Genomic DNA, 24638 nt, shown 5'->3' with positions numbered 1-24638 from the left:
TCCGCTCCTGTGGGTGAATGGGTGGATGTATGTATCTGGATGCGTATGTAAAGGGATGGCGGTCACGCCGGGGAAGCGGGATACATACGTATGGACTCAGAGGGCTGGCCTTCGGCTTCCTCCGTCGTACCGGGCGCGGTCAGGGAGCGGAAGGTGTCCATGAGGACGTGAGCCATGTTGTAGAGGATCAGCTGGTCGCCTCGGCGTTCGGCGGCCCGGGCGGCGTCGATGCCCGGCACGATCGTCATCACCGCGCGCTTGTTGGCCCGCGCCGCGTCGTGCGCCCGGGTGATGAGGCCGTCGACGACGCCGGGCTCCGGGAAGCCGCAGTCCGCGGCCAGATCGGCGGGGCCCACCAGGACCGCGTCCACCCCCTCGGTGCCGGCGATCGCGTCGGCGTCGTCGCAGGCACGCCGCGTCTCGACCATCGCCACGACCAGAGTCTCGCGGGACGCGACCACGTGGTCGGCGGCCTTGACCGTGCCGAAACGGCCCGCTCTGCTGTAGGTGGCGAACCCCCGGCGCCCCCACGGTGGATAGTGGCTGGCGGCGACCGCCCGCAGGGCGTCCTCGCGGCTGTCCACGTGCGGATGGATGAGCCCGGCGGCGCCCAGGTCGAGGCAGCGCAGCGCGAGCGCGGGCTCTGCCGAGCCCACCCGGACGAGAGCGTCAATCCCGTGCGCCGCGGCGGCCGTGAGGTGGTGCTGGAGCAGTGCCGTGTCGGCCGACCCGTGCTCGCAGTCGATGACGACGTAGTCGAGCCCCGCGACCCCCGCCATCTCCACCAGCGTCTCCGAGGGGAGCCTGAACAGGGCGCCCCGCAGCCGCTCGCCGTCCGCCAGGCGCTGCTTGAGGCTGCGGCGCGGTGTGCCGGGACCTGTCACCGGGCCACCATCCCCGCGGAGAGGTCGATGTCGGCCCCGCACAGTCCGCGCATGCGCAGCATGGCGCTGACGGCCCCGCCCACCTCGTCCTCTGTCACCATCCGCCCCAGGGCCGAGCGCGCCACGAACGCCTGCTCGGCCTGCTCGTAGGTGCTGCCCGTGCGCTCCGCCTCCAGCCGGAAATTACGCTCCATGCGCGGCCCTGAGACGGGCCCGGGCGAAAGGGAGTTGACCGTCACGCCCAACGGCCCGACCTCGCCGGCCAGGGTGGCCGTGAGACCGATGACCGCCATCTTCGACGCGCAGTACGGGGTGCGCCGCAGCAGGGGGCGTTTGCCCGACACCGAGGCGATGTTGACGATGTCGCCCGCGCCGCGCGCGATCATGGCAGGCAGCAGGGCGCGGCACATCAGGTAGACCCCGCGCACGTTCACGTCGAAGACCTCGTCCCAGTCCCGCGGGCTGATCTCGGTCAGCGGGGCCACCGGGCCGGCGATGCCGGCGTTGTTGACGAGGATCGATACCTCCTCACCGGCCAGGGCCAGGCTCCGGGCCAGCTCCTCGACGTCGGCGGGGCGGGAGACGTCGCAGACGCGGTAAGAGACCCGCGGGCCGAGGCGCGCCGCGGTCCCCTTGAGCGCTGCCTCGTCACGACCCGTGATCACCACTCGGGCGCCGTCGGCGAGCAGGGAGCGTGCGACCGCCCGGCCGAGTCCGCTGCCTCCCCCGGTGACGAGCGCGGTGCGACCGTCCAGTGGATCACTCATGCGGCGCCCTCCTCGTTCCACGGCAGGGTGCCGTTGCCGTACTTCGCGGCGCGGACGTCACCGGAGCGGGCATGGCCCTCGAAGAGCTCGACCCTGGCGGCCCGGCCGCACACCTCGCCGAGCAGCGCGGCGGACGCGGGGTCGGTCACCTCCTGGTACGTCACCGTCTTGAGGTACTTTCCGACCCACAGGCCACCGGTGTAGCGGGCGGCGCCCCGGGTGGGCAGGACGTGGTTGGTGCCGATGACCTTGTCGCCGTAGGAGACGCAGGTGCCCTCGCCGAGGAAGAGCGCGCCGTAGTCCCGCATCTTCTCCAGTGCCTGGCGCGGGTTCTCGGTCAGCACCTCCACGTGTTCGCTGGCGTAGGCGTCGGCGATCCCGAACGCCTCGTCGAGGGTGTCGGCCACCACGATCTCCCCGTGGTCGCGCCAGGCCGGCTCGGCGAAGTCCCGGGTGGGCATACCGGGCAGCAGGCGTTCGACGTGCCGTTCGACCTCGCGGCCCAGTTCCTCGGAGGTGGTCACCAGCACGGCCGGGGAGTCAGGTCCGTGCTCGGCCTGCGAGAGCAGGTCGACGGCCACCACGAACGGGTCCGCGTGCTCGTCGGCGATCACCAGGATCTCGGTCGGCCCGGCGAACAGGTCGATGCCCACCTCACCGAACAACTGCCGCTTGGCCTCCGCCACGTACGCGTTGCCCGGGCCCGCGATCATCGGGACACGTGGGACGGTCTCGGTGCCCACGGCGAGTGCCGCGACGGCCTGGACGCCGCCCAGCAGGTATATCTCGTCGGCCCCGGCGAGGTGCATCGCGGCGACCGTCGCGGCGGGGATCTCGCCGTGGATGGGCGGGGTGCAGGCGGCGACGCGGGGGACGCCCGCCACCTTGGCGGTCACGATCGTCATGTGGGCCGACGCCGTCAGGGGGTAGCGGCCACCGGGCACGTACGCGCCGGCCCCGGAGACGGGGATGTGACGGTGGCCCAGGCGGACGCCGGGCAGTGTCTCGATCTCGATGTCGGCGAGTGCGTCACGCTGGGCCCGGGCGAACGTACGGACCTGCCTCTGTACGAAGCGGATGTCGTCCAGGACCGTGCCGGGGACCCGGGAGACGATCCGCCGGATCTCGTCAGGGGCCAGGCGGAATGACTCGGGGCTCCAGTTGTCGAATTTCTGGGAATACCCGCGGACCGCGTCGTCGCCGCGCTCGCGGATGTCGTCGAGGATGACGCGGACGCGCTCGGCGACATCGGCCCGGGCCGCGGTCACCTGCGCGGCGGGGACGGGAGTTTTGAGGTGTCGGGGCATGACGGCTCTCTTCCGCTGGAGACGAAGGGGGGTGAGGGGGCGGGGCGAGGGTCGAGGGTCGAGGGTCGGATCAGGGAAACGCTCGGGGCGCGGCCGTGGGTCCCGTACGCGCGACGGTCGCCGGTGCCGTACGAGCGACGGCCGCGAATCCCGTATGGTCGACGGCCGCGGATCCCGTACGGCCGACGCCCGTGGGCCCCGTCCGGGTGACGGTCTCGACCAGTTCGCGCAGCGCGGCTGTCACCGCCTCGGGTCGCTGCAACGGCAGCAGGTGTCCCGCGTCGGGCAGCAGTCTCAGGTCGGCTCCCGGGACGGTGTCCGCGATCGCGTGGTGGAAGGCGGGCGGGCACAGCGTGTCCCGTGCCCCGGCCAGGACCACGGTGGGGCAGCGGACGGTGCTCAGGACATCGGCCGCGTCCCTGCGGGTCGCCTGCGCGGCGAGCTGGGCGCGGGCGGCGGTGGCACCCACGGCGCGTGCCATGGCGCGGTAGCGCCACGCGCCCTCCGGCGTCGGGCTCCGGTCGGGGAACATGTCCGGCAGCGTCCCTTCGACGACGTCCTCGAACCGGCCGGCCGCGATCAGGCCGTCCATCGCACGCCAGGCCGCGTACTGCTCGCGGCGCGGTGCGCCCGCGTTCGTCGCCATCACGCACAGGCCGGCGACGCGCCGGGGTGCGCGGCGCAGGACTTCGAAGCCGACGATGGCTCCGAGGCTGAGGCCGACCAGCACGAACGGGCCGGGGGCGGAAGCGAGTACGTCGTCGGCCAGCGCCCCGATGTCGGGCCGTCGCAGGGCGACGTGACGGACGTCGTGGCCCTCGGGGAAGCGGATGCCGTTCCACAGGCGCGCGTCGCAGAGCATCCCGGGGACGACGACGAGCGGCAGCGGACCGGCCGTGTCCTCGTAGGTCACACCGGTCACCAGGAGCGCGCGGAGCGGGGCAGCAGCGCGTACGGGGCGACGTACCCGTTGTGGTCGATGCCCAGGCCCGCGTCCGCCGCGCTCTTGAGAACCTCCTCGTCCCACTCCAGACGGACCCGTCCGTCACCGGAGTTGACCACGAGGAGGTCTCCCCGCTCGTCGCCGACGTTGCGTACGGTGCGCCAGGCGTCCTGCGGGACGGAGAGGAGGTCGCGGGGGCCGAGACGCACCGGGACGGGGTCGGTGCGGTTGAGGGTGACCTCCCACAGGCCGTCCTTCACGATCAGGGTCTGGGTCTCGTGCTGGCGGTGTGTCGAAACGCCCTGTCCGGGGTCGGCGCGGAGCCAGGCGACGTTGTGTCCGTGTGGATTGAAGACGCGGGGCTCCTGGTGCGGGTCCTCGGTCATGCCGTAGCCGATGACGCAGCTCAGCCGGGCGCCGCCGCCGGGCAGGCCGCTGTCGAGGAAGGGGTGCTCGGAGAAGACCAGCTCGTCCGCGGAGGCGATCCGGCGACGCATCTCGTCGGGGGTGTAGTGGCGCAGCCGGTCGAGGTGTTCCCGGGCCAGCGGGCTGATGAGTTCGGACTCCGGCGGGAGGGTGTCGCCGGCGACGGTGTCGACGAGTTCGTTGTCGGCGGTGAGGTACAGGCCGTGCTGCTGTGCCTCCCGCAGGACCGACGGGCCCCAGATGATGCCGCCGGTGTCGTCCATGCCCAGCACGGTGAAGAGCCAGCCGCCGTCCGGTCCCGTGTTGGTGAAGCCGCGGAAGATCCAGGTCGGGACGGAGGCGATGTCCCCCGCCCTCAGCGTGAGTTCGCCCTCGGTGCCGTCGGCGCCCCAGCGCAGCAGGTACTCGCCCTCGGTGCAGATGAACACCTCGGCCGTGTAGTGCAGGTGCAGGTTGTTGGTGATGCCGTGCGGCATCGCGGCGGCGCCGATGTTGTAGCCGTGCGGCAGCCGGAGGTTGACGTGCTGGCCGGCGGCCTGCGAGACGCCCGGCCCGATCATCGCGTAGTTCTCCTTGCGGTCCGAACCGGGCGTACGGCAGTCGATGAACGCCTGGTTGCAGGAGACGAAGTCGCTGCGGCGCACCGTACGGCGGGCCAGCTCGTCGCGGGTGACGGTGACATCGGGCATGACCGCTCCTCGATGGTCGATGAATACGTATGTATCCCATGAACGGGTCTCGGGGCGGGGATGTCAAGGGGTGTTCCTTCCGTTGGCCGACGCATGGCCCGTTGGCGAGTGCGAGAACTGGAACAGGCTGCACGGAGTCAACGTCATCCGGGGCCACTCCTCGCTGGCATACGTATAGTGACGTGACCGGAGAACGCCTTGGACGGCGTGGGCGACGAGGAGAGGGCCGATGGGGATCACCAGTCACGACGTGGCCAGGCTGGCCGGTGTCTCGCAGCCCACGGTCTCCCGTGCGCTGCGCGACGACCCCCGGGTCTCCCAGGCCACGCGGGAGAAGGTCATGCGGGCCGCCCAGGCGTTGAACTACGTGCCGAGCGAAGCCGGACGCACCCTTTCGACGCGTGCCACACGGCGGGTCGGCGTCATCGTCACCGATCTGACGAACCCGTTCTACCCACACGTCGTCGCCCCGCTCCACGACGAACTGAGCAGTCTCGGCTACCGGATGATGCTGATCACCGAGCGGTCCGACGAGGCGGTCGCCGGGGAGAAGCTGCTCGACCAGTCGATGGACGGCGTCGTCCTCGCCACCGCCACCACCGACTCCCGCCTGCCCGACCAGCTGGAGCGGCGCGGTATGCCCTACGTCTTCCTCAACCGCGACACGGGCCGGGCCGGCGACTTCGCCTCCGTCGTCGACAACGAGGGCGGCGGACGGCTCGTCGCCCAGGAACTCGTCGCCCTGGGGCACCGGCGTGTCGCCGGCCTCTTCGGCGCGCCCAACACCACGACGGGGCGCGAGCGGGAGATGGGCTTCCGGCTGGCCCTCGCCGAGGCGGGCGTCGGGCTGCCGGAGGACCGGGTGGTGCGCGGGGCCTTCGAGTACGACACCGGTTACCGCGCGCTGCCCGCGCTGCTCGGCGCCGAAGAGGCGCCCACGGCGGTGTTCTGCGGCAACGACGTCGTGGCCATCGGGGTCCTGAACGCGGCCCTCGCTGCCGGTGTCAGGGTCCCCGACGACCTCACCGTCATCGGCTTCGACGACCTTCCGATGGCGGCCTGGGAGGTGTTCCGGCTCACCACCGTCCGGCACGATCTGCGGGAGCTGTCGCGTCAGGCGGCGCGCCTGCTGGTCCGGCGGATCGCCGGGGACGTCGACCCCGCCGGTGAACGACTGGTGCTGCCGACCGAGTTCGTGCCTCGCGCCACCCACGCCCGCGTCGGCTGAGCCGGCGGGTCACGGATTTCGTCGGCATGTTCCGGATGCCGTCGGGGCGCGTTCTGGATGCCGTCCGCACCTTCCGGATGCCGTCGGCACCGGGTCCGGCGGCGACCGGGTTGGGCGGCGACGGCGTCCGGCGGTGACCGGGTCCGGCCATGATCAGGTCCGGTCGTGACCAGTTCGCCGTCGCCGCGTCGCGTCGCCCCAAGCGGTGGGGGGCCTGAACCGCAGGCCCGGCCGCACACCCGCCTGCCCGTACATGGCGGCGGGGGTGTGCTGTCCGAGCGCCGTCGGCAGCGTGCTGCGGCACCGCGTGTCGCGGGAGCTTGCCACACACGGTGTGTCGCGGCCATCGACAGCGTGCGTCCGCACTGCGCGTGGCGGCCCGACCGCCGCGCGCGGTGCGCCGGCCGCCGCCACGTCGCAGGCCGCCGGTAGCGTGCCGCCACGCGGCATGTCGCGGCCCATCGGCAACGTGCGTCGGCATCGCGTGTCGCAGGCCGTCGGCAGCGTGCCGGCGCACGGCATGTCGCGGCCCATCGGCAACGTGCGCCCGCTCCGCGTGTCGCAGCACGCGGCGGCACGCGAGGGCGTCACAGCCGGTCGCGCAGAGCGGCCGGGATGTCGGCGAACGCGCCGGACGTCCGCCCGATCCGGTCGATGCGGAGCGTCGCGGTGGCGCCGTGCGCCGCCAGCCCCTCGAAGGCCGAGATGCGTTCGACCGCCGGAGCCAGGGAAGCCGTCCCCTCCTTCGACGCGCGCTGGTACGTCAGCGGCTTCAGGAAGCGGGAGACGGAGAGCCCCGCGTTGTAGCGGGCGGTCTTGCCCGTGGGCAGCACGTGGTTGGTGCCGCCGATGCCCTTGTCCGAGTAGGCGACCGTGGACCACGACCCGATGAACAGCGAGCCGTAGTTGGAGAGGTTCTCCAGGTAGTAGTCGTCGTCCTCGGTCTGGATCTCCAGGTGCTCGGGAGCGATCACGTCGGCGACGGCGACGGCGGCGGCCCGGTCACCCACCACGATGACGGAACCGAAGTCGCGCCACGCCGGGCCCGCGATGTCCCGGGTGGCCAGGGACGCCAACTGCCGGTCCATCTCCGCCAGTACGGCGCGGCCTTGGGCCTCGGACGTGGTGATCAGGGCGGCGGGTGAGTTGGGGCCGTGCTCGGCCTGGCCCAGCAGGTCCGCGGCGACCCACACCGGGTCGGCGCTGTCGTCGGCGATGACGGCGACCTCGGAGGGCCCGGCCAGCAGGTCGATGCCGACCCGGCCGAACAACTGCCGCTTCGCCTCGGTGACGTACGCGTTGCCCGCGCCGACCAGCATGTCGACCGGGGCCTCGCCCAGCAGACCGAAGGCCATCGCACCGAGCGCCTGGACACCGCCGAGCGCGAACACCCGGTCGGCGCCGGAGAGATGGGCGCCGTACAGCACGGCAGGGTGCGCGCCGTGCTCACCCGAGGGAGGTGTACACGCCAGCACGGTGGGGACCCCGGCGGCCTTCGCCACGTTCACCGTCATGAAGGCGCTCGCGAGCAGCGGGAAACGGCCGGCCGGCAGGTACGCGCCGACGCGCCGGACGGGGACGTGGCGCTGCCCGCCGACGACACCGGGGGCGACCTCCGTCTCGAAGTCCGTCAGGTGCTCGCGCTGCGCGACGGCGAACCGGCGGGTGCGCTCATGACCCATCTCCAGCGCGGTGCGGACGTCCGGGGGCAGGGCGTCCCCCGACTTCTCCAGGTCGGCGGCCCCGATCTCCAGGTCACCGGACCAGCCGTCCAGCTCCTGGGCGTAGGCGCGCACCGCGTCCATGCCCTCGCGCTCGATCTCCGCCAGCATCCGGGAGACCCGCTCGACCACCTGGGGGTCGCGCTGGGCGGGAGGGCCGTCGACAGCCGGCTTCTTGAGCCACTGGAACGGGGGGAGGGTCTGTGCTTCGGCGTGCGTGATCTGCATGGCAGGGACGCTAGACGCGGGGCCGCCACAGGACCAGAGGGGCACTTCCTGTCCGAACCACAGGGTTTGCCTGTCCCCCGGCCGAGCCCTTTCCGCAGCCCTGCCCCGTCCGTGCACCCGTCCATGCGCGCGTCCATGTGCGCGTCCGGTCAGAGACCAAGGTCGCCACGGAGTTCGCGCAGGGTGTCCTCGGCGATCCGGGCAAGCTCCCTCGTGGCCCGCGACAGCGGATGGCCCCGTCGTTTGACCAGGGCGATCGTGTCGTAGAGGGGGTCGGCGAACGGGACGGTGCGCAGCCCCGCGGGAAACGCCGGGCCGGTCACCACGGCCCGGCTCGCGATCGTGTCGCCCACCCCGGCGGCCACCAGGCCCAGCGCGGCCTCGACGTGTTCGAGCTCGATCAGCGGATCGATGCGGACCCCGGCGAGCTGGGCCCGCTCCGCCAGCTGTCTCCGTGTGGGGTCCCGCCACCCGTAGTGGGCGTCGTAGAGAACCAAGGGGGCCTGGGCGAAGGCTTCCATGGTCACGGGCGTACGGGTCCGTTCCTCGCTCGCGCTGACGAAGAAGACCTCGTCGCGCAGCAGCGGGGTCACCACCAGTCCGTCGTCGTCGATCGGCAGCACCACCAGACCCGCCTCGATCCGTCCCGCGGCCACCGCCGCCGCGGTCTCGGCCGAGTTCTGCCCCACGAGCCGGACCCGGACGGACGGATACCGGGCGTGGAACAGCCGCACGAGGTCGGACAGCAGGTAGTAGTCCGCGTTGCGCAGTACTCCGAACGTCGCGGTTCCGCCGCCGAGCGAACCGAGGGAGCGTACCGCCCGGGTCCCGCTCTCCGCTGCCGCGAGGGCCCGCCGGGCGTACGGGAGAAGCTCCTGACCGGCCGAGGTCAGGGTCAGGGTGCGGCTGCCACGCGCGAACAGCTCGGTGTCCAGCTCCGTCTCGAGCCGGCGCACCAGCTCGGAGGCGGACGCCTGGGCGATGTCCATGGCCCGCGCCGCCGCGGTGAACGACCCCAGTCGCTCCGCCTCGACGAAGGCCCTCAGCTGGTTGAGGGTCATCCGTTGTCCCTGTCCTGTCGTGTCGTATCGGTGATCCGCGTGGATGTCCGGCCGGCTAGGCCGCGGATCCACTGGGTCTTCCTGTGGGTGCCGCTGGGGAAACGGGACTTGTCCCGTGGGCGGCACGATGGTTGGCTCGGCCGCACCCCCGGACGCCCCGAGCGCGGAAGGCTGCACCCGCGATGACCACCCCCCTGTCGATCGGCCTCGTCCAGGCGGCCGCGCGGCATCACGCCGCCGACGACCTGGACGCGTTCGCCGCGGACGTACGCCGCGTCACCGAGGCGCACCCCGGTGTGCGGCTGCTGGCCTACCCGGAACTGCAGCTGTGCGGCCACGGGCCCGGCGAGGATCCGGCGACGGTCATGACCGCGGCGGCCGAGCCGCTGGACGGGCCGCGTGGCGCCCGGCTGGCCGCCCTCGCACGTGAACGGGGCATCTGGCTCGTGCCCGGCAGTGTCTACGAGCAGGGCGCGGACGGCCGGATCTACAACACGGCTCCCGTCTACTCGCCCACGGGCGAACGGGTCGCGGAGTACCGCAAGATCTTCCCGTGGCGGCCCTACGAGACCACCGCGTCCGGCGACAGCTTCGTGGTCTTCGACATGGCCGGTCACGGACGTGTGGGCCTGACGATCTGCTACGACGCCTGGTTCCCCGAGACCACCCGCCACCTGGCCTGGCAGGGCGCCGACCTCGTACTGAACCTGGTGCGCACGCCCACCGTCGACCGCGCCCAGGAGGTCGTGCTGGCACAGGCCAACGCGATCGTGAACCAGGTGTTCATGGCCAGCGTCAACGCGGCGGCGCCGGACGGCGTCGGGCGCAGCGTCGTCGTGGACCCCGAGGGGCATGTACGTGCCGAGGCGGGGCCCGGTCCCGAAGAGGTCCTGACCGATGTGCTCGACCTCGGAGAGGCCCGCCGGGTGCGCACGCGGGGAACCGCGGGCCTGACCCGGGTGTGGGACCCGTTCGTGGAGGGTCAGCCGCCGCTCGAACTCCCCCTGTACGCGGGCCGGATCGACCCCGAGCGCTGGCGCCGCGGGGCCGGTCCGTGAGCCGCCCGCCGGCCTGAGCGCGCCGCACGTCCCGTGTCGCCCGGCCGGACACCATCCCCGTCCGGAGCCTCAACGAAGGCACGGATGGCCCGTTCCTCAGTGTTCGGACGCGGCACCGGTGCGCAGCCAGACGCTCGTCCACGGCGGGAGTTCGTCGCCGGTCAGCGGGCCGGAGGCGAGGAGTACCTCACCCGGCGGCAGTGGGACGTGACCGTCGGAGAGGTTGCTGACGGTGTGCCAGCCGCCTGCGCGGGTGAAGTGCAGCAGTCCCTGACGCGTCTGCTCCGGCGAGCAGGCCCACTCCAGCGTCTCGTCCGCGACCAGGGTGCGGCGCAGCCGCAGGGCCCGGCGGTAGAGCTCCAGGAACGACGCCTTGTCACCGCTCTGCACGTCCGCCGCGTAGGTGCCCCAGTCGGCGGGCTGCGGCAGCCACGAGCCCGCGGGGCCGAAGCCGAAGCTCGTGCCCTCGCGGGTCCACGGCAGCGGCACCCGGCAGCCGTCGCGGCCCTTGACGCGCCCGCCGCTGCGTACCCACATCGGGTCCCGCAGATCGGCGCGGTCCAGGTCGGCGACCTCGGGCAGCCCCAGCTCCTCGCCCTGGTAGACGTACGCGGAACCGGGCAGCGCCAGCATCAGCAGCGCGGCGGCGCGCGCCCTGCGCACACCCGTCGGCAGGTCCGGGGCCGGGTCCCGGCCGTCGGTGAGCAGCCATTCCTCCAGGTCGCGCTTGGTGGGGTCGCCGGGCAGGGCGTAGCGCGAGACGTGACGTACCACGTCGTGGTTGGAGAGCACCCAGGTGCTGGTCGCTCCGGCGCGGCGGGCGTCGGCGAGCGCCGAGTCGATGACGGTGTGCATCTCGACGGCGCCGAGCGGGGCCCCGAGGAAGTCGAACTCGAACGCCTGGCCCAGTCCGCCCGCGGAGGCATAGGCGGTACGTCGCGAGGCACGCACCCATGCCTCGGCGACGGCGAACCGCGGTGGATCGTAGGAGTCGAAGATCTGCCGCCAGCCCCGGTAGATGTCGTGCACCGCGTCGCGGTCCCACAGCGGATGACTGCCGTCGGCGGGGAGGGCATCGGGATGGTAGCTCTGCTGCTCGCCGAGGTCGCGCAGCGGCGCGCCCAGGTCCTTGGCGAGACCGTGGGCGACGTCGACGCGGAACCCGGCGACGCCGCGGTCGGACCAGAACCGCAGGGTGTGGTGGAAGTCCTCGCGCACCTCGGGGTTGTCCCAGTTGAAGTCCGGCTGCTCGGGGGCGTAGAGGTGCAGGTACCACTGGCCGTCCGCCACCCGTGTCCAGGCGGGGCCGCCGAAGCTGGACGGCCAGTCGGTGGGCGGCAGTTCACCGTCCCGCCCCCGGCCGTCGCGGAAGACGTAGCGCTCGCGGGCGGCCGACCCGGGCGCGGCCGCGAGTGCCTCCTGGAACCAGACGTGCTGGTCGGAGGAGTGGTTGGGGACGATGTCGACCATGGTCTTCAGACCGAGCCGCCCGGCCACGGCGACCATCGCGTCGAAGTCGTCGAGGGTGCCGAGCCGGGGGTCGACGTCGCGGTAGTCGGCGACGTCGTAGCCGCCGTCGGCGAGCTGCGAGGGGTAGAACGGGCTCAGCCAGACGGCGTCCACGCCGAGGTCGGCCAGGTAGGGCAGGCGGGAGGTGACACCGGGGATGTCACCGATGCCGTCGCCGTCGGAGTCGGCGAAACTGCGCGGATAGATCTGGTAGATGACGGCCTGCCGCCACCAGTGGGCGTCGTGCGAGGAGAGGGCGGGCGAGTCGGGGTGGGGCATGGTGGACCTCTCGGGCGTGTGCCCAGGGTGGGGTGCGGGTGTGAGTACGGCGGCGGGTTCGGGTGCGGGTGTGAGTCGGCGACCGGGGTGCGGGGTCGGCGGCGGGTATCGCCCGGCGGTCACCGTCAGGTGAGGCCGGGGCTGCGTGCGAGGCCGGAGGCCGGGCCTCCGAACGGGGCCGGAGCTCCGTGCGAGGCTGAGGCACCCCGCGGGGCCGGGGCTCCGTGCGGGGCCGGTCAGCCCTTCACCGCGCCGGTGGTCATGCCGGAGACGACCGACCTGCGGAAGATCAGGACCAGGAGCGCGATCGGCACGGTGGCCACCATGGCGCCGGCGAAGATGACCCCGTACGGGACCTGGTACTGGCTGGTGAACAGCGCGAGGCCGACGGAGACGGTGCGGCGGTCGTCGGAGCCGTTGAACGTGAGCGCGAGCAGGAACTCCGACCAGGTCGCGGTGAAGGAGAACACGCCGGCCGTGAACAGTCCCGGCCGGGCCAGTGGCAGGATCACCGTCAGGGCGATGCGCAGCGGGCCGGCACCGTCGACGACGGCGGCCTCCTCCAGCTCGCCCGGGATGCCGATGAGGTAGTTGCGCATGATCCAGATCGCGAACGGCAGATTCAGCGCCACGTAAGGGATGACCAGGCCCGGATAGCTGTTGAGCAGCCCTGCCTGACGCTCCATCAGGAACAGCGGTACGAGCAGGGCGATCGGCGGGAAGACCGACAGCATCAGCAGCGCTGTCATGACGGCTCCGCGCCCGCGCAACGGCAGCCGCGCGAGGGCGTATCCCGCGAAGAACGCCAGGGACAGGATCAGCACGGTGGACACACAGGCCACGACGACGCTGTTGAGGAAGTAGTGGCCGATGCCGTTGCGGAAGAACGCGGTGTCGTAGTTGTCGAGGGTGGGGTTCTTCGGCAGCAGCGAGGGTGGCGTCGCGCTGATCTCGCCGGGTCCCTTGAGGGAGGAGGACGCCATCCAGATCAGCGGCAGTGTCGCGCAGGCGGCGATCAGCAGTCCGCCGAGGTTGACGACGTTGACGTAACGGCGCACGCCCGTGCGGGGAACGTTGCGGCTCATGCCCGGCCCTCCTCGTCGACGTGGGCGCGGAAGACGCGCAGGAACAGCAGGCAGCAGCCCAGGACCATGGCGGCGGTGGTGACCGCGACGGCGGCGCCGCCTCCGAAGTCGAGGTTCTGGAAGAGGATCCGGTAGCCGAGGATCGCCACGGACTGGGTGGACGTGCCCGGGCCGCCCTGGGTCAGCACGAACGGCAGGTCGAAGATCCCGAACGCCTGGAGGATACGGAAGAGGACCGCGATGGCGACGATGGGCCGCAGCTGCGGCAGGGTGACCCTCCAGAACGTGGTCCACGCGCTCGCGCCGTCGATCTCGGCGGCCTCGTAGACATCACCCGGGATGAGCATCAGACCGGCGAGGACGACGATGGCGACGAACGGCGTCGTCTTCCACACGTCGACGGCGACCATCGCCGCCATCGCGGGCACCGGCTGCCCGAGGATGTCGGGCTGGGTGCCGAACAGCTGCTCGCACAGCCAGCTCACCGCTCCGTAGGTCCCGTTGAACAGGTACGCCCACAGCTGTGCGGCGATCACGTTGATCAGCGCCCAGGGGAGCAGCAGCAGGGCGAGGATCCAGCCGCGGGCGGCGCCCAGCCGTTCCAGGACGAGCGCCGTGAGCGTGCCGAGAATTAGCTCGATGGAGACCGAGACGATCGTGAAGCCCAGCGTGAACGCGAGGGCCCGGTACCACTCGGCGTGTGACAGGAGCGCCTCGTAGTGGGCGAGGGTGGGTGAGCCGAGCCGCAGGCCGCCGTACTCCAGCCGGACCTCCCAGAACGACAGCACCAGGGAGAAGGCGACGGGAAACACCGTCACCGCGGCGACGACCAGGAGGGCGGGAGAGGCGAACAGCCACCCGGTGCGGGCACTTCGGCGGGCGATGGAGTGCGGGGGCGTGCTCCCCGGGGACCTCCGCGAGGCCCGGGCGCGAGCGCCGCCGCCCTCGCCGTCACCCTCTGGCGGCGTTCCCGCCGTCTTCGTGTGCAGTACGGAACTCACAGCGCCTTCCCTTCCAGGGCCGTACGCAGCCCGTCGCGTGCGGCGCGGACACCGGCCGCGGGAGAGAGGGTGCCGCGCACGACCGCGTTCGCCGGGGTGTACAGCGCCTTGCTGACCTGCGGGTAGTACGGGGTCTGCACGGGCCGGGCGACGAGGCGCAGGTCGGCGGCGCGCAGGACCGTCGGGTCACCGGCTGCGCGTGCCTCCCGGCCGTCCAGCACGGACGTCATCGCGGGCACGACACCGGCCTCCCGGGCGAGCAGGCGCTGCACCTCGTCCCCGGCGCAGAAGCGGGCGAACTCCATGGCGGCGCTCAGTGCCCGGGAACTGGGGTTGACGAAATTGCTCCAGCCGCCCGCGCAGGAGACACCCGAGCGGCCGGTGCCCTCGAACCCCGGACGCAGCGTCGCCCCGACCTTCCCGGCGACCCGCGAGACCTCCGGAGTGCTCGCGTTGACCCAGGCGTACGACCAGTTGCGCAGGAACAGTCCGCGCCCGCTGACGAAGGCGTCCTGCGCGTCCGACTCCTGGTACGTGGCGACGGTACGGGGCGTGACCCCGCTGGAGGTGAACTCGGCCATCAGCGAGAACGCCCGCTCCGCCGCCGCGCCGCCCAGTACGGCCTTGCCCCGTCCGTCCAGGACGGCGGCGCCCGCGTCCGCGAGGAACTCCGTGACGTTGGCGGTCAGCGACTCGGTCACCGCCGCCTGCCACAGGAACCCGGCCTCCGTGTCACCGGCCCGCTGCACCGTGCGGGAGGTGCGCAGCAGCTCCTCCCAGCTGCGGGGAACGCGCAGGCCGTGCTTGGCGAGGAGGTCCTTGCGGTAGAACAGGTAGGTGCTGTCGGTGAAGAACGGCACCGCGTAGGTCCTGCCCCGGTACGTGGAGCCGTTGCGCAGGGCTGCCGGGTAGGCGTCCCAGAAGCCGTCCGGGAGCAGCGTCTCCACCGGCAGCGCGAGCGAGGAGTGGCCGAACTGTGCGGGCCATGTCGTGTCGCCCAGGTACACGTCGGGCTGGGGGGAACCGCCGGCGAGCTGGGTGGCGATGGCGCTGCGGTTGCCGTCCGAGGTGGACAGCGCGTTGATCTTCGACACCTGGATACGGGGATGGCTCCGCTCGAAGGCGCGGATGATCTCGTCCGCGACGACGGCGCCCCGGCGTGAGGGGATCTCGGAGACCCACCACGTCAGCCGGGCCGGTTTCGTGGGAGCGGCGGCGGCCTGCTCGAGCAGGTCGTCGAGGTCCGCTCCTCCGCATCCGGACAGCAAACCCGCCGCGGCGGCGCTCATGGCGCCCGCCAGCAGTGTTCTGCGATGCAGGGACATGGCGTGCTCCTCCCTTCTCGGGCTGGGCTGTGACAGCGCTAGCACCGTAGGGATTCGCGCGCTGGAGTGTCAATGGTCACAACCGTTTCACCGTAGGGAAGGATTCACATGACAGCGCTGTCATCGCAGTCGTCGCGGCGTGGTCATCGTTGTGTTAACGTCCCGCGCATGGCTGATGAAGTCGCCGACAGAGGCGCCACGTTGGCGGACGTCGCCCAGCGGGCCGGGGTCTCACCCTCGACCGTCTCCCGCACCCTGCGCGGTCTGTCGACGGTGTCCCCCGCGACCCGTGCGCGGGTGGAGCAGGCGGCGCGTGAGCTGTCGTTCGCGATCTCGCGCAGTGCGTCCAGTCTGGTCACGGGGCGCACGGGCCGGGTCGCGGTCCTGGTACCCAACCTCGACTCCTGGTTCCTGGGTGCGGCGCTCGCCGGTATGGCACCCGCGCTGACCGCCGTCGGACTGGAGATGCTGGTCTACAGCGTCACCACCGCAGAGCAGCGCGCACAGTTCTTCGACCGGCTGCCGGCCCGCCGTAACGCCGATGCCCTGCTCGTCGTCAGCTTCGCGCTCTCTCCCGAGGAACGCGCACGCCTGGACGGCCTGGGCATGCCGCTGGTCTTCGTCAGCCAGCACGAGCGGGGCAGGGCCGGCGTCTACGTGGACGACGTGGAGGCGGCCCAGCGCGGCACCCGCTACCTCCTCAACCTCGGCCACCGGCGCATCGCCTACCTGGAACCCGCGGACGCCTCGGGCTTCACCTGGAGCAGCAGGGACCGCCTGGAGGGGTACCGCACGGCTCTGGCGGAGGCGGGCGTCGACCGGGACGACGACCTCGTCCGTCAGGTCGCCCATTGGGAGGGGCCGAGTCTGGAAGCGGCGGTGGGCCGGCTGCTGAGCCTCGCGGAGCCGCCCACCGCGATCTTCGCCGAGACGGACGACATCGCCTTCAGGCTGCTGACGATCTTGCGCGGCGTCAACGTCCCGGTACCGCAGCGGATGTCGATCCTCGGTTTCGACGGCCACGCGATGGCCGCGCCCTGGGACCTGTCCACGATGGCCCAGCCGGCCCGCCGCCTCGGCGAGGTGGCAGCGGAGCTGGCACACGGCGTGATCCACGACCCCGAGACGTACCGGGAGCGCCACGTGGTCCTGCCGGTGGAACTCGTCCCACGGGGCAGCACGGGTCCGATGCCGGCACCGACACCGCGCCGGCGCCCTGACGACGGGGCCGACGCGCCCGAAGCCCGGGCCGACGCGCCCAAAGCGTAGAACCGTCATTCCCGAAGGCAGTGCCGACGTTCCCGTCCACCGGCTGTGACCGGCGGGCTCCCGGCGGGCGTGTGGTCGTGACGCGGCGAGGGACTGATCGATGCGCCTTCTCTGGGGAGAGTAGGGAGCGGCTCAGTCGGGGACGACCTCGAAAGCGACCGTCTCATTGCCCGCTTGACGCCAGTCGGTGGTGACGGCTGCCGTCAGGGTGTAGGAGCCGGGCTCGTCCAGGCTGTCACCGAAGTTGAACAGCGTGATGCTGGGCGGTCGGCACCGCTCACTGGTGTGGCGACGCACCACCTCGGAGCCCCGCTTCAGTGTCCACTTCACATAGCATCCCCGATCCAGTTGGCCGGTGTCGTCGTAGACCTCTGTGTTGGCGCCGGGTGTGGATCCCGCCCGAAACGTGTCCGCACCGACTTTCCCGCCGGCCCCCATCTTGATCCGGACCGTCAAAGCACCCCCGTGCTGCGGGCTTTCGGCCCCACCCTCCTCCACAGCGGGATCCTCCGTCGTCGGCTCGACGGGATCAGGCGTCGATTCCGGTGGCGGTGCCTCCTCGAAGGGAGACTGCGTGACCCTGTCGCGCGGGGCGGATGTCGGTGTCACGTCGCTGCTGGGCCAGTCGGTACGCGCCGTGGCCTCCGGGCCGGGGCCCGAAGCCGACGGAGGGGCAGGATCAGAAGGAAACAGATCCCTTATGCCGACCACCAGCCCGATCACGGCAGCGAGAACAGTGATGACCACGACGACTGGGTGCTCCGCAAGACTTCTCCGCACACCGCTCAATGCGACTTCTCCCCCGCCAGTTCCCGCACGTCACAATCGGCATATCAACACGAAGCGCCGAATCGCCGACCTTAGCGAATACCGCTCCGCCCCGTAGCGGTTTCGCCACTGCGCACACCAACGTGAACTTCCGCAGGCGTCGTAAAACCGAAGCGGCGGGCGGACGAGAACAGATGGCGCGATGGCGACCACCGGTCTCACCCGGTCATGGGTGGGGCCCCGTGGTTTGTCGGCCGGTGTGTCAGGAGTGGAGGGCCTTCATCAGGCCCAGCAGACGTGCGGTGTCCATCTCGTTGTCGCTCCGCAGGGCCTGGATGACGTCGCGGATGCGTCGCGGGGTGGGGCTCACGCCGAGGAAGTCGCGGGTGGCGGGCGGTCCCCACTGGGCCAGGCCGCTGGTCGACATCGGGGCCCAGCCCGGCTCCAGGTCGCAGGAGAACAGGTCGCCGTCGGCGAAGTGTTCCATCATGAAGTGGTCGGGGTCGCGCCAGTAGTCGAACAGCTGGCTGCCCTGGATGTGCCGGCCGATGCCCCAGCTGCGCCGGTAGCCGCGCTCGCCCAGGTACTCCCCGCCTGCGGCGATCGCGTCCAGGTCGGTGACCTGGTAGGCGGAGTGGACGTAACCGGTGGCGGGGCCGAGGTGCATGGCCAGGGTGTGGTGGTCGACCGCCAGGCTGCCCTGGTCGCAGCGGAGGAACGCCATCGTCGGCCCGCGCTCACGCTGGCCGTCCAGGAACAGGAAGTCCGACACGATCATGCCCAGAGTGTCGAGGTACCAGTCCAGAGCCCGGGCGAACACCCTCGTCGACACCATCACGTGGCCGAGGCGCTGGATCCGGGACGGCTGCCGCCGTGGACGCTGGGGCGTGTTGACCCGACGCTCCTCGGTGCCGGAGTTGAGGAGCAGCGGCTGCTGCCCCGGCAGTTCGGGAAGTTGTTCGGCGCAGTACACCACTCGTACCGGGAAGCCGGAGGGATCGACCAGGTCGACCACGGTTCCGCCGCCAGGCACGTCCGCCCTGCGTACGTCGGTACCGGCAGCGCGCGCCAGGCGGTCCAGGTCGGACCGGTCGGCCGCGTGGAAGGCGGGGCCGACGAAGCGGGACGAAGGACCTCGCCGGATCACCATGCAGGGTGATCCGGCGAAGGTGCCTCGCAACCACAAGTCCTGTCCGGTGCGGGCGGTGACCTGGAATCCGAAGTCACGAGCGAAGACTTCCGCCCGGTTCAGGTCGGGCTTCTCGAATTCCAGCCAGGCCAGGTCCGTCACCTTGATCAGCGGATTACGAGAGCGTCCGGGGTTCTCCCCGCGCAGAGCGCCCTTCTCGCTGTGGAGGTCTTGGTGAGCCGTCTTGCCGTCGGTCTCGCTGGGGCGGGTCTTGCGCATGGTGTCCTCCGGGCGTATCGCCGTAGCGTGAAGAGAGCAACAGACAGGACAGGTCTTTCGTCAATGTGCGGGCTTCTGCTTCGGCACAGGATCAGACGATGGTGACCACCTCGTCGAAGTCCAGGCGGGGGGACCGCGGGTACCAGGCGTTCTCGCCCGGCTTTCCGATGTTCACGACCATGAGTGGCGTGTGGTCGTCGTCGAGGAACTCCTTTTGCAGACCGGCGGCGTCGAACCCGGACATCGGGCCCGCGGCCAGGCCGGCGGCCCGGATGCCCACGATGAAGTAGGCGGCCTGCAGGGTGCTGTTGACCAGGGCGGACCGCTCGCGGGCCGGGCGGTCGGCATCGTACATGTCCTTGAGCTGCGGAAAGTGCGGCATGAGTCTCGGCAACTCCTCATGGAACTCGTTGTCGGTGGAGAGGATCGCGACGAGAGGGGCAGCGGCGGTCTGGGCGCGGTTGTTCTCACCCATGTGTCCCAGCAGGCGTTCGCGGGCCTCGGGGGAACGAACGAGAGTGATGCGCAGCGGCGACTGGTTGAAGGCCGTCGGCCCGTACTTGACCAGGTCATAGATGGCCTGGATCTGTTCGTCGGTCACTGGTTCGGCTGTGAACGTCCTGGCCGTGTGGGCCTCGCGGAACAGTACGTCTTGGGTATGAGCGTCAAGAGCAATGGACATGATGCACCTTTCATGAGTGGGACTGGTGCCGGATAAAAGGCCGCCCGACTGCCGGGCTGGAGTTGTGCGGGCGTCGGGCGGCGGAGTGAAGGATGTTCGACGCGGCTGGGTGAACTGACGATCCCCGGCCGCCACACGAAGCGGCTGGGCGAACTGACGACCCCCTCCGCCCCGGCGCACGCGAATCTTGCCGGGATCGGGCTGCTCCCGGAGCCCGGGAGCAGCCCGACCAGGAACAACTGCGCCGCGGGGGATACGGCGAGTCGATCCTGCTTCTCGTGCGGCGTGCGAAGCGCGGGCCCCGGCGGACGTGAGTTCCGCAGGACGATCACCCTCTGCCGGTTCCCCGGCCCGCTACATCATCGGATGCCAACACCACTCACACTATGGTACGTCGTTCTATAGCGCAACGTTTCGCAGCCTCACTCAGCCGCACTCGGCCGCGCGTTCTGAGGGCTTGGGCGAGACCATCCGATCTCATCAACCGCGAGCATGAGCAGGCGGATCAGAAGCACCGTGGAACAGAAGCACCGCGGGTGAGAAGCACCGTGGATCAGAAGCGACTACGCCCGGGGAGAGCCGGCGAACTGCTCCTGCTTGTCGTGCGGTTGGTCGAACTCCTCGCGTTCCAGAGCCGCGCCTTCGGTGTCGACGTTCGGGAGCACCCGGTCCAGCCAACGCGGTATCGCCCAGCTGGCCTCGCCGAGCAGTTGCAGCGCCGCCGGCACCAGGACCATGCGGACCACCAGTGCGTCGACGAGGACTCCGACAGTCAGGGCCAGGCCGATCGACGCGACCATGGGGTCGCCGCCGCTGAAGGCGAAGCCCGCGAACACGGAGGCCATGATGGTGGCCGCGGCGATGACAACGGGCGATGCCTGCCCGAAGCCCCTCAGCACGGCAGCCCGTGTGTCCAGTCCGTTCTTGTGCGCCTCGTGCATGCGGGAGACGAGGAACACCTGGTAGTCCATGGCCAGGCCGAACAGCACACCCACCACGAGGAGCGGCATGAGGCTGCCGAGGGGGCGGGCTTCGTCGAGACCGACCAGGCCGCCCGCCCATCCCCACTGGAAGACCGCGACCGTCACGCCGAGGCCCGCGGCCAGGGACATCAGGAACCCGACGGTGGCGAGCAACGGCAGCGCGATGGAGCGGAACACCAGCATGAGCAGGAGCAGGGAGAGCCCGACCACGCAGATCAGATAGGTGATGAGGCCGGACGAGAGCTGCGAGTTGACGTCCACGTCGACCGCGGTCTGGCCGGTCACCGAGACCTTCGCGTCCTTCACGTCGTCCGTCGAGGAACGCAGCAGGTTCACCAGGTCGCTGGTACGTGAGTCGGAGGGACCGTGTTCGGGAGTCACCGCGAGGAAGGCGACATCCGCCTTCTCGGCGGGCTGGACGGGGCTGACGTCGGCCACGCCGGTCAGCGCGGCGATGTCCTTCGTCGCACCCGCTGCCGTGTCCGCCGCATTCGTACCCTCGAAGAGCACGATCAGAGGGTTCTGTTCGCCCGCGCCGAAAGCTTCGCTGATGGTGTCGTAGGCCGCGCGCTGGGAGCTGGCCGGGTCCGCACCGCCCGGCGGGTCGAGTTCGGTCTTGAGCGAGAGGGCCGGCAGGGCGAGCAGAGCCACGGCCACCACAGCGCCCAGAATGGTCAGGACGGGCCGGTTGACCACCAGCAGGGCCCAACGGCCCAGCAGGCCCGGTCGGGACTCCTGCTCACGTTCCTCACGGTCACGACGGTGTGCGGGGTCCGCGACTGCCGCAGTCTCCCCGAAGACGTTGGGCGCCGTCTCGCCGAAGGCGTCTACGTCTGCCGTGGCGGAGGCGGAGGCGGCGGTCGGGCGTTCCTTGCGCGGCAGGGCCTTGTAGCCGAGGGTCTTCAGGACCGCCGGCACGACGGTGAGCGAGGCGGCCACGGCCACGATCACGGCGAAGGCCGCGCCCTGTCCCATCTCGGTGATGAACGCGATCCGCAGGATCGCCAGCCCCACGAGGGCGATGACCACGGTGGTGCCGGCCACCACCACGGAGGTGCCGGCCGTGCCGGAGGCCCGGGCCACGGCGGAGTCTATGTCGGCACCGCGTCGGAGCTCGTCCCGGAACCGCGAGAGGATCAGAAGGGCGTAGTCGATGCCGACGGCCAGACCCAGCATCAGCGCGAGGATCAGCGTGGTGGACTGAATGCCCTCACCGGTCGACGACCAGGCGAGGACGCCCACGATGCCCACGATGACACCGCCCAGGGCGGTCAGCATGTTCGCGCCGGCGGCGGCCAGCGAGCCGAAGGTCAGCAGCAGTACGACGAAGGCGACGACGACACCGATGGCTTCGGTGATGCTGGCGATCTCGGGCGGACCGTCGTCGAGGGCGCCGCCGAGCTCGATCGTGTATCCCTCGTCGGTCAGTTCCGCCGAAGCCTTGCGGACGTTGTCCTCGACGACGGCCTGATCGGCCTCGATGTCGACCGTCAGCGTCGAGACGGCCACCGACCCGTCCTCGGACACGTAGGGGCGGTTCTCGTCGTACGGATCTTCGGCGGACAGTACGTCGGGGATGTCGGCGGCGCGTGCCACCACGTCCTGGACCAGCTTCTGGCCGGCCGGATCGGTGAGGGAGGTGCCGTCGGGTGCCTCCACGACCAGCATCAGCTCGCCGGACTCGGGTCCCGGCGCCGCGGGGAACGCCTTGTCCATCGTGGCGAGCGCCGTGGTCGACTCGGCACCCGCGATGCTGAACTCCGCGTCGGAGAACTTGGCTCCGGTGATCGTCATGACCGCGAAGAGCCCGGTCAGTACGAGCCAGGCGCCGGCGACGACGAGTCGGTGGCCGGCGCTGAACGCACCGACCCTGGACAAGAATCGAGACATCGGGAACTCCTGCGTGAAGGCAGTAAAACGGCCGCTGCTGCGGACCTGATGCCTTACCTTCCGGCGCGGGGTGCCTCTTGGTCGTCCCTCAGACGCGGTAGGGGGCGTACCGCGTCCGGTGTATTTTCTCGACCGGTGTGCCGCCGGGTCGCGGTGCGGTCAGTCGTCGAGGAGGCCCGCACGGAGTGCGGCGACCACCAGTTGTGCCCTGGCCCGGACGTGCATCTTGCTCATGGCGCGGTTGACATGGGTCTTCACCGTCATCGGGGAGATGAACAGGCGTTCCGCGATGGCGTCGTTGCTCAGCCCCTGGGCGACCAGGACCGTCACCTCGCGTTCGCGGGAGGTCAGGGACGCGGCCTTGCGCAGGTCTGCGGGGGAAGCCGGTTCGTGGGTCCGTGGCCTGCTCGCCGTGGTGGCGAGGTGTCCGACGACGGTGGCGGTCGCGACGGCGGACAGGGACGCTCCCCCGGCGGCGACCCGTCTGACCGCCTGCATCAGTTCCTCGTGGTCCGAGGACTTCCCGAGGAAACCGTTGGCCCCGGCCTGAAGGGCGGCGAGCACGTTCTCGTCGGTGTCGAAGGTGGTCAGCACCAGGATGCCGATGCCCGCGGTGGTGGCGTCGTCCCGCAGGCGGCCGATGGCTCCCACTCCGTCGAGCACCGGCATGCGAAGGTCCATCAGGATGACGTCGGGCAGGAGGGCCCGCGCCATGTCGACGGCCGTACGCCCGTCGCCGGCCTCGCCGACGACGTCGACGTCGTCGGCGCTCTCCAGCAGGGCGCGTATGCCTGAGCGGATCATGATCTGGTCGTCGACGACGAGTACACGTACGACGCTCATGCGCGCGTCTCCTTCAGGGTGCGGGGTGCGGTCGCCGGGAGCTGGGCGGACACCAGGAAGCCGTCCGTGTCCGGACCGGCGTGGAAGGTGCCCCCCAGGAGATGGACCCGTTCCTCCATGCCCACCAGCCCGAGCCCGCTGCCGGCGGACGTGGTCTCGCCCGGCACCCACGCGTTACGGACCGACAGGGTGACGTACCCGTTCACGGGAGCGTCGACGACGACCGCGGCGGCGCCGTCGCCGTACCGTTGCGCGTTGGTCAGCGCCTCCTGGAGGAGGCGCTGGGCGGCGGTGAGGGCGAGCGGCGCGAGCGCGAGCAGGTGGTCCAGTCCGTCGGCCCTCACCCGCAGGCCGATGCCCTCGAAGCTCCGCAGCAGGTCGTCGATCATGGCGGCGTCGACAGGAGTCGGGGGGACGGGGTCCGATTCCGAGGCGCGCAGGACACCGAGGACGACTCCCAACTCCTCCATCACCGACTGCGTCGCCGCTTGGACATCGCCCAGCGCGCGCTCGGCGACCTGCGGCGAACGCGTGAGGTTCGCCCTGGCGACATTGGTGTGGACACTGACCACCGCGAGGTGATGGGCGACGCTGTCGTGGAGTTCGCGGGCGATCCGCAGCCGCTCCTCCGCGACGTGCCGGGCCACTTCCTGCCGTCTGCTCTCGGCCTCCTGGCGGCGCCGTCCCACCTCCGCGACCACGTAGCGCCGCTGCGCCTGCACCCACTGCCCGACGCCGACCGCCGCGACCACCAGGGCGACGAACCCGAAGGCCCCCTCACCGCCGCTGGCCCACCACGGAACGTAGGTGGAGGACAGTGCGCTCGCCGCGATGAGCACGCCGGCGGCGACCGCGTCGAACAGGGGGCGGCGCAGCGCGAACAGGAACAGCAGTCCTCCGGCGACGGCCCAGGTGCCGTACGGCGCCGTATCGCGCACTTCCAGGGCGGCCAGGAGGCAGGCGATGACGACGGCGAGGCTCGATGCGCGCGCGGCCAGGACGACGCCCGCCGCGCCGGTACCGAGGATGGCCCACAGCATCGCGGTACCGGCCTGATCACCGACGGCGGCGGCCACTCCCCCCACGGCCAACGCGGCCACTGTCGCCAGCACGCCTCCGAACACCCATCGGTCCGCTCTCACCAGTGCTCACTCCATGTCCATGCCCTTACGACGCGGCAGGCGTCGACAGGTCGGTCGGCCACTCGGCGGCACGGTTCGTGGATGCGCGCGGCACAACGATCCGCGGCGTCCCCCGAACCGGCCACATCGGCGGTTGCCATGC

The 24638-nt window shown here is 71.1% G+C and carries 20 protein-coding genes; 3 read left to right on the top strand and 17 right to left on the bottom strand.

The window, feature by feature from the left end:
• Nucleotides 1–62: 62 nt before the first annotated feature.
• The 5 genes from ACFYXC_RS19850 to ACFYXC_RS19830 all read right to left on the bottom strand — a co-directional run bounded on the left by ACFYXC_RS19850 (nt 63) and on the right by ACFYXC_RS19830 (nt 5016).
• On the bottom strand, nt 63–884 hold the full coding sequence (locus ACFYXC_RS19850) for an HpcH/HpaI aldolase/citrate lyase family protein (RefSeq protein ID WP_389553268.1): 822 nt from the start codon (nt 882–884) through the stop codon (nt 63–65).
• Nucleotides 881–1651: an SDR family NAD(P)-dependent oxidoreductase gene (locus ACFYXC_RS19845; RefSeq protein ID WP_389553266.1), complete on the bottom strand. Its 771-nt coding sequence runs from the start codon at nt 1649–1651 to the stop codon at nt 881–883. The genes ACFYXC_RS19850 and ACFYXC_RS19845 overlap by 4 nt, the downstream gene beginning before the upstream one ends.
• Nucleotides 1648–2958: a histidinol dehydrogenase gene (gene hisD, locus ACFYXC_RS19840; protein WP_389553264.1), complete on the bottom strand. Its 1311-nt coding sequence runs from the start codon at nt 2956–2958 to the stop codon at nt 1648–1650. The genes ACFYXC_RS19845 and hisD (ACFYXC_RS19840) overlap by 4 nt, the downstream gene beginning before the upstream one ends.
• A gap of 70 nt (nt 2959–3028) precedes the next feature.
• Complete coding sequence (locus ACFYXC_RS19835; protein ID WP_389553262.1) at nt 3029–3871, bottom strand: alpha/beta fold hydrolase; 843 nt, start codon at nt 3869–3871, stop codon at nt 3029–3031.
• A 5-nt stretch (nt 3872–3876) separates the two neighbouring features.
• Nucleotides 3877–5016 carry a cupin domain-containing protein gene (locus ACFYXC_RS19830; protein ID WP_389553260.1) on the bottom strand — a complete coding sequence of 380 codons (1140 nt, stop codon included), beginning with the start codon at nt 5014–5016 and terminating at the stop codon, nt 3877–3879.
• A gap of 229 nt (nt 5017–5245) precedes the next feature.
• Here ACFYXC_RS19830 and ACFYXC_RS19825 point away from each other — a divergent pair, with 229 nt between their 5' ends.
• Nucleotides 5246–6244 carry a LacI family DNA-binding transcriptional regulator gene (locus tag ACFYXC_RS19825; RefSeq protein WP_389553258.1) on the top strand — a complete coding sequence of 333 codons (999 nt, stop codon included), beginning with the start codon at nt 5246–5248 and terminating at the stop codon, nt 6242–6244.
• Nucleotides 6245–6831: 587 nt separating this feature from the next.
• On the opposite strand, the gene hisD (ACFYXC_RS19820) is transcribed toward ACFYXC_RS19825, so the two are convergent.
• On the bottom strand, nt 6832–8193 hold the full coding sequence (hisD, locus tag ACFYXC_RS19820) for a histidinol dehydrogenase (RefSeq protein ID WP_389553256.1): 1362 nt from the start codon (nt 8191–8193) through the stop codon (nt 6832–6834).
• Nucleotides 8194–8342: 149 nt separating this feature from the next.
• On the bottom strand, nt 8343–9254 hold the full coding sequence (locus tag ACFYXC_RS19815; RefSeq protein WP_388909653.1) for a LysR family transcriptional regulator: 912 nt from the start codon (nt 9252–9254) through the stop codon (nt 8343–8345).
• 182 nt (nt 9255–9436) lie between these two features.
• On the opposite strand from ACFYXC_RS19815, the gene ACFYXC_RS19810 reads away from it, so the two are divergent.
• Entirely contained in the window at nt 9437–10312 is an 876-nt protein-coding gene (locus ACFYXC_RS19810) for a carbon-nitrogen hydrolase family protein (RefSeq protein ID WP_389553254.1), read from the top strand.
• A gap of 96 nt (nt 10313–10408) precedes the next feature.
• Here the strand turns inward: ACFYXC_RS19810 and ACFYXC_RS19805 are convergent, their stop codons facing one another.
• From ACFYXC_RS19805 to ACFYXC_RS19790, 4 genes are all read right to left on the bottom strand, one after another.
• Nucleotides 10409–12100 (bottom strand): glycoside hydrolase family 13 protein, encoded by a 1692-nt coding sequence (locus tag ACFYXC_RS19805; RefSeq protein ID WP_389553253.1) that lies wholly within the window; start codon nt 12098–12100, stop codon nt 10409–10411.
• A 236-nt stretch (nt 12101–12336) separates the two neighbouring features.
• Entirely contained in the window at nt 12337–13185 is an 849-nt protein-coding gene (locus tag ACFYXC_RS19800) for a carbohydrate ABC transporter permease (RefSeq protein ID WP_389553251.1), read from the bottom strand.
• Nucleotides 13182–14186 carry a carbohydrate ABC transporter permease gene (locus ACFYXC_RS19795; RefSeq protein WP_389553249.1) on the bottom strand — a complete coding sequence of 335 codons (1005 nt, stop codon included), beginning with the start codon at nt 14184–14186 and terminating at the stop codon, nt 13182–13184. Before ACFYXC_RS19795 ends, ACFYXC_RS19800 begins: the two co-directional genes overlap by 4 nt.
• A complete protein-coding gene (locus ACFYXC_RS19790; protein WP_389553247.1) occupies nt 14183–15511 on the bottom strand; it encodes an extracellular solute-binding protein in 1329 nt (442 codons plus the stop codon). The genes ACFYXC_RS19795 and ACFYXC_RS19790 overlap by 4 nt, the downstream gene beginning before the upstream one ends.
• A gap of 168 nt (nt 15512–15679) precedes the next feature.
• Here ACFYXC_RS19790 and ACFYXC_RS19785 point away from each other — a divergent pair, with 168 nt between their 5' ends.
• Nucleotides 15680–16780 (top strand): LacI family DNA-binding transcriptional regulator, encoded by a 1101-nt coding sequence (locus tag ACFYXC_RS19785; protein ID WP_389553245.1) that lies wholly within the window; start codon nt 15680–15682, stop codon nt 16778–16780.
• Between the two features lie 132 nt (nt 16781–16912).
• Here the strand turns inward: ACFYXC_RS19785 and ACFYXC_RS19780 are convergent, their stop codons facing one another.
• The 6 genes from ACFYXC_RS19780 to ACFYXC_RS19755 all read right to left on the bottom strand — a co-directional run bounded on the left by ACFYXC_RS19780 (nt 16913) and on the right by ACFYXC_RS19755 (nt 24496).
• Complete coding sequence (locus ACFYXC_RS19780; protein WP_389553243.1) at nt 16913–17527, bottom strand: hypothetical protein; 615 nt, start codon at nt 17525–17527, stop codon at nt 16913–16915.
• Nucleotides 17528–17810: 283 nt separating this feature from the next.
• Nucleotides 17811–18956 (bottom strand): VOC family protein, encoded by a 1146-nt coding sequence (locus ACFYXC_RS19775; RefSeq protein ID WP_389553241.1) that lies wholly within the window; start codon nt 18954–18956, stop codon nt 17811–17813.
• A gap of 91 nt (nt 18957–19047) precedes the next feature.
• Nucleotides 19048–19638, bottom strand: a complete 591-nt coding sequence (locus ACFYXC_RS19770; RefSeq protein WP_389553239.1) for a malonic semialdehyde reductase — start codon at nt 19636–19638, stop codon at nt 19048–19050.
• A gap of 563 nt (nt 19639–20201) precedes the next feature.
• The gene (locus ACFYXC_RS19765; protein ID WP_389553238.1) at nt 20202–22511 is read right to left on the bottom strand and encodes an MMPL family transporter; all 2310 of its coding nucleotides are present in this window, start codon (nt 22509–22511) and stop codon (nt 20202–20204) included.
• 159 nt (nt 22512–22670) lie between these two features.
• Nucleotides 22671–23354, bottom strand: coding sequence for a response regulator (locus tag ACFYXC_RS19760; RefSeq protein WP_389553236.1), 684 nt, complete (start codon nt 23352–23354; stop codon nt 22671–22673).
• A complete protein-coding gene (locus ACFYXC_RS19755) occupies nt 23351–24496 on the bottom strand; it encodes a sensor histidine kinase (protein ID WP_389553235.1) in 1146 nt (381 codons plus the stop codon). Before ACFYXC_RS19755 ends, ACFYXC_RS19760 begins: the two co-directional genes overlap by 4 nt.
• Nucleotides 24497–24638: the final 142 nt, after the last annotated feature.

The sequence above is a fragment of the Streptomyces sp. NPDC002701 genome (genome assembly GCF_042889045.1).
Taxonomy (GTDB): domain Bacteria; phylum Actinomycetota; class Actinomycetes; order Streptomycetales; family Streptomycetaceae; genus Streptomyces.
This window is presented reverse-complemented; position numbering and strand designations above follow the sequence as displayed.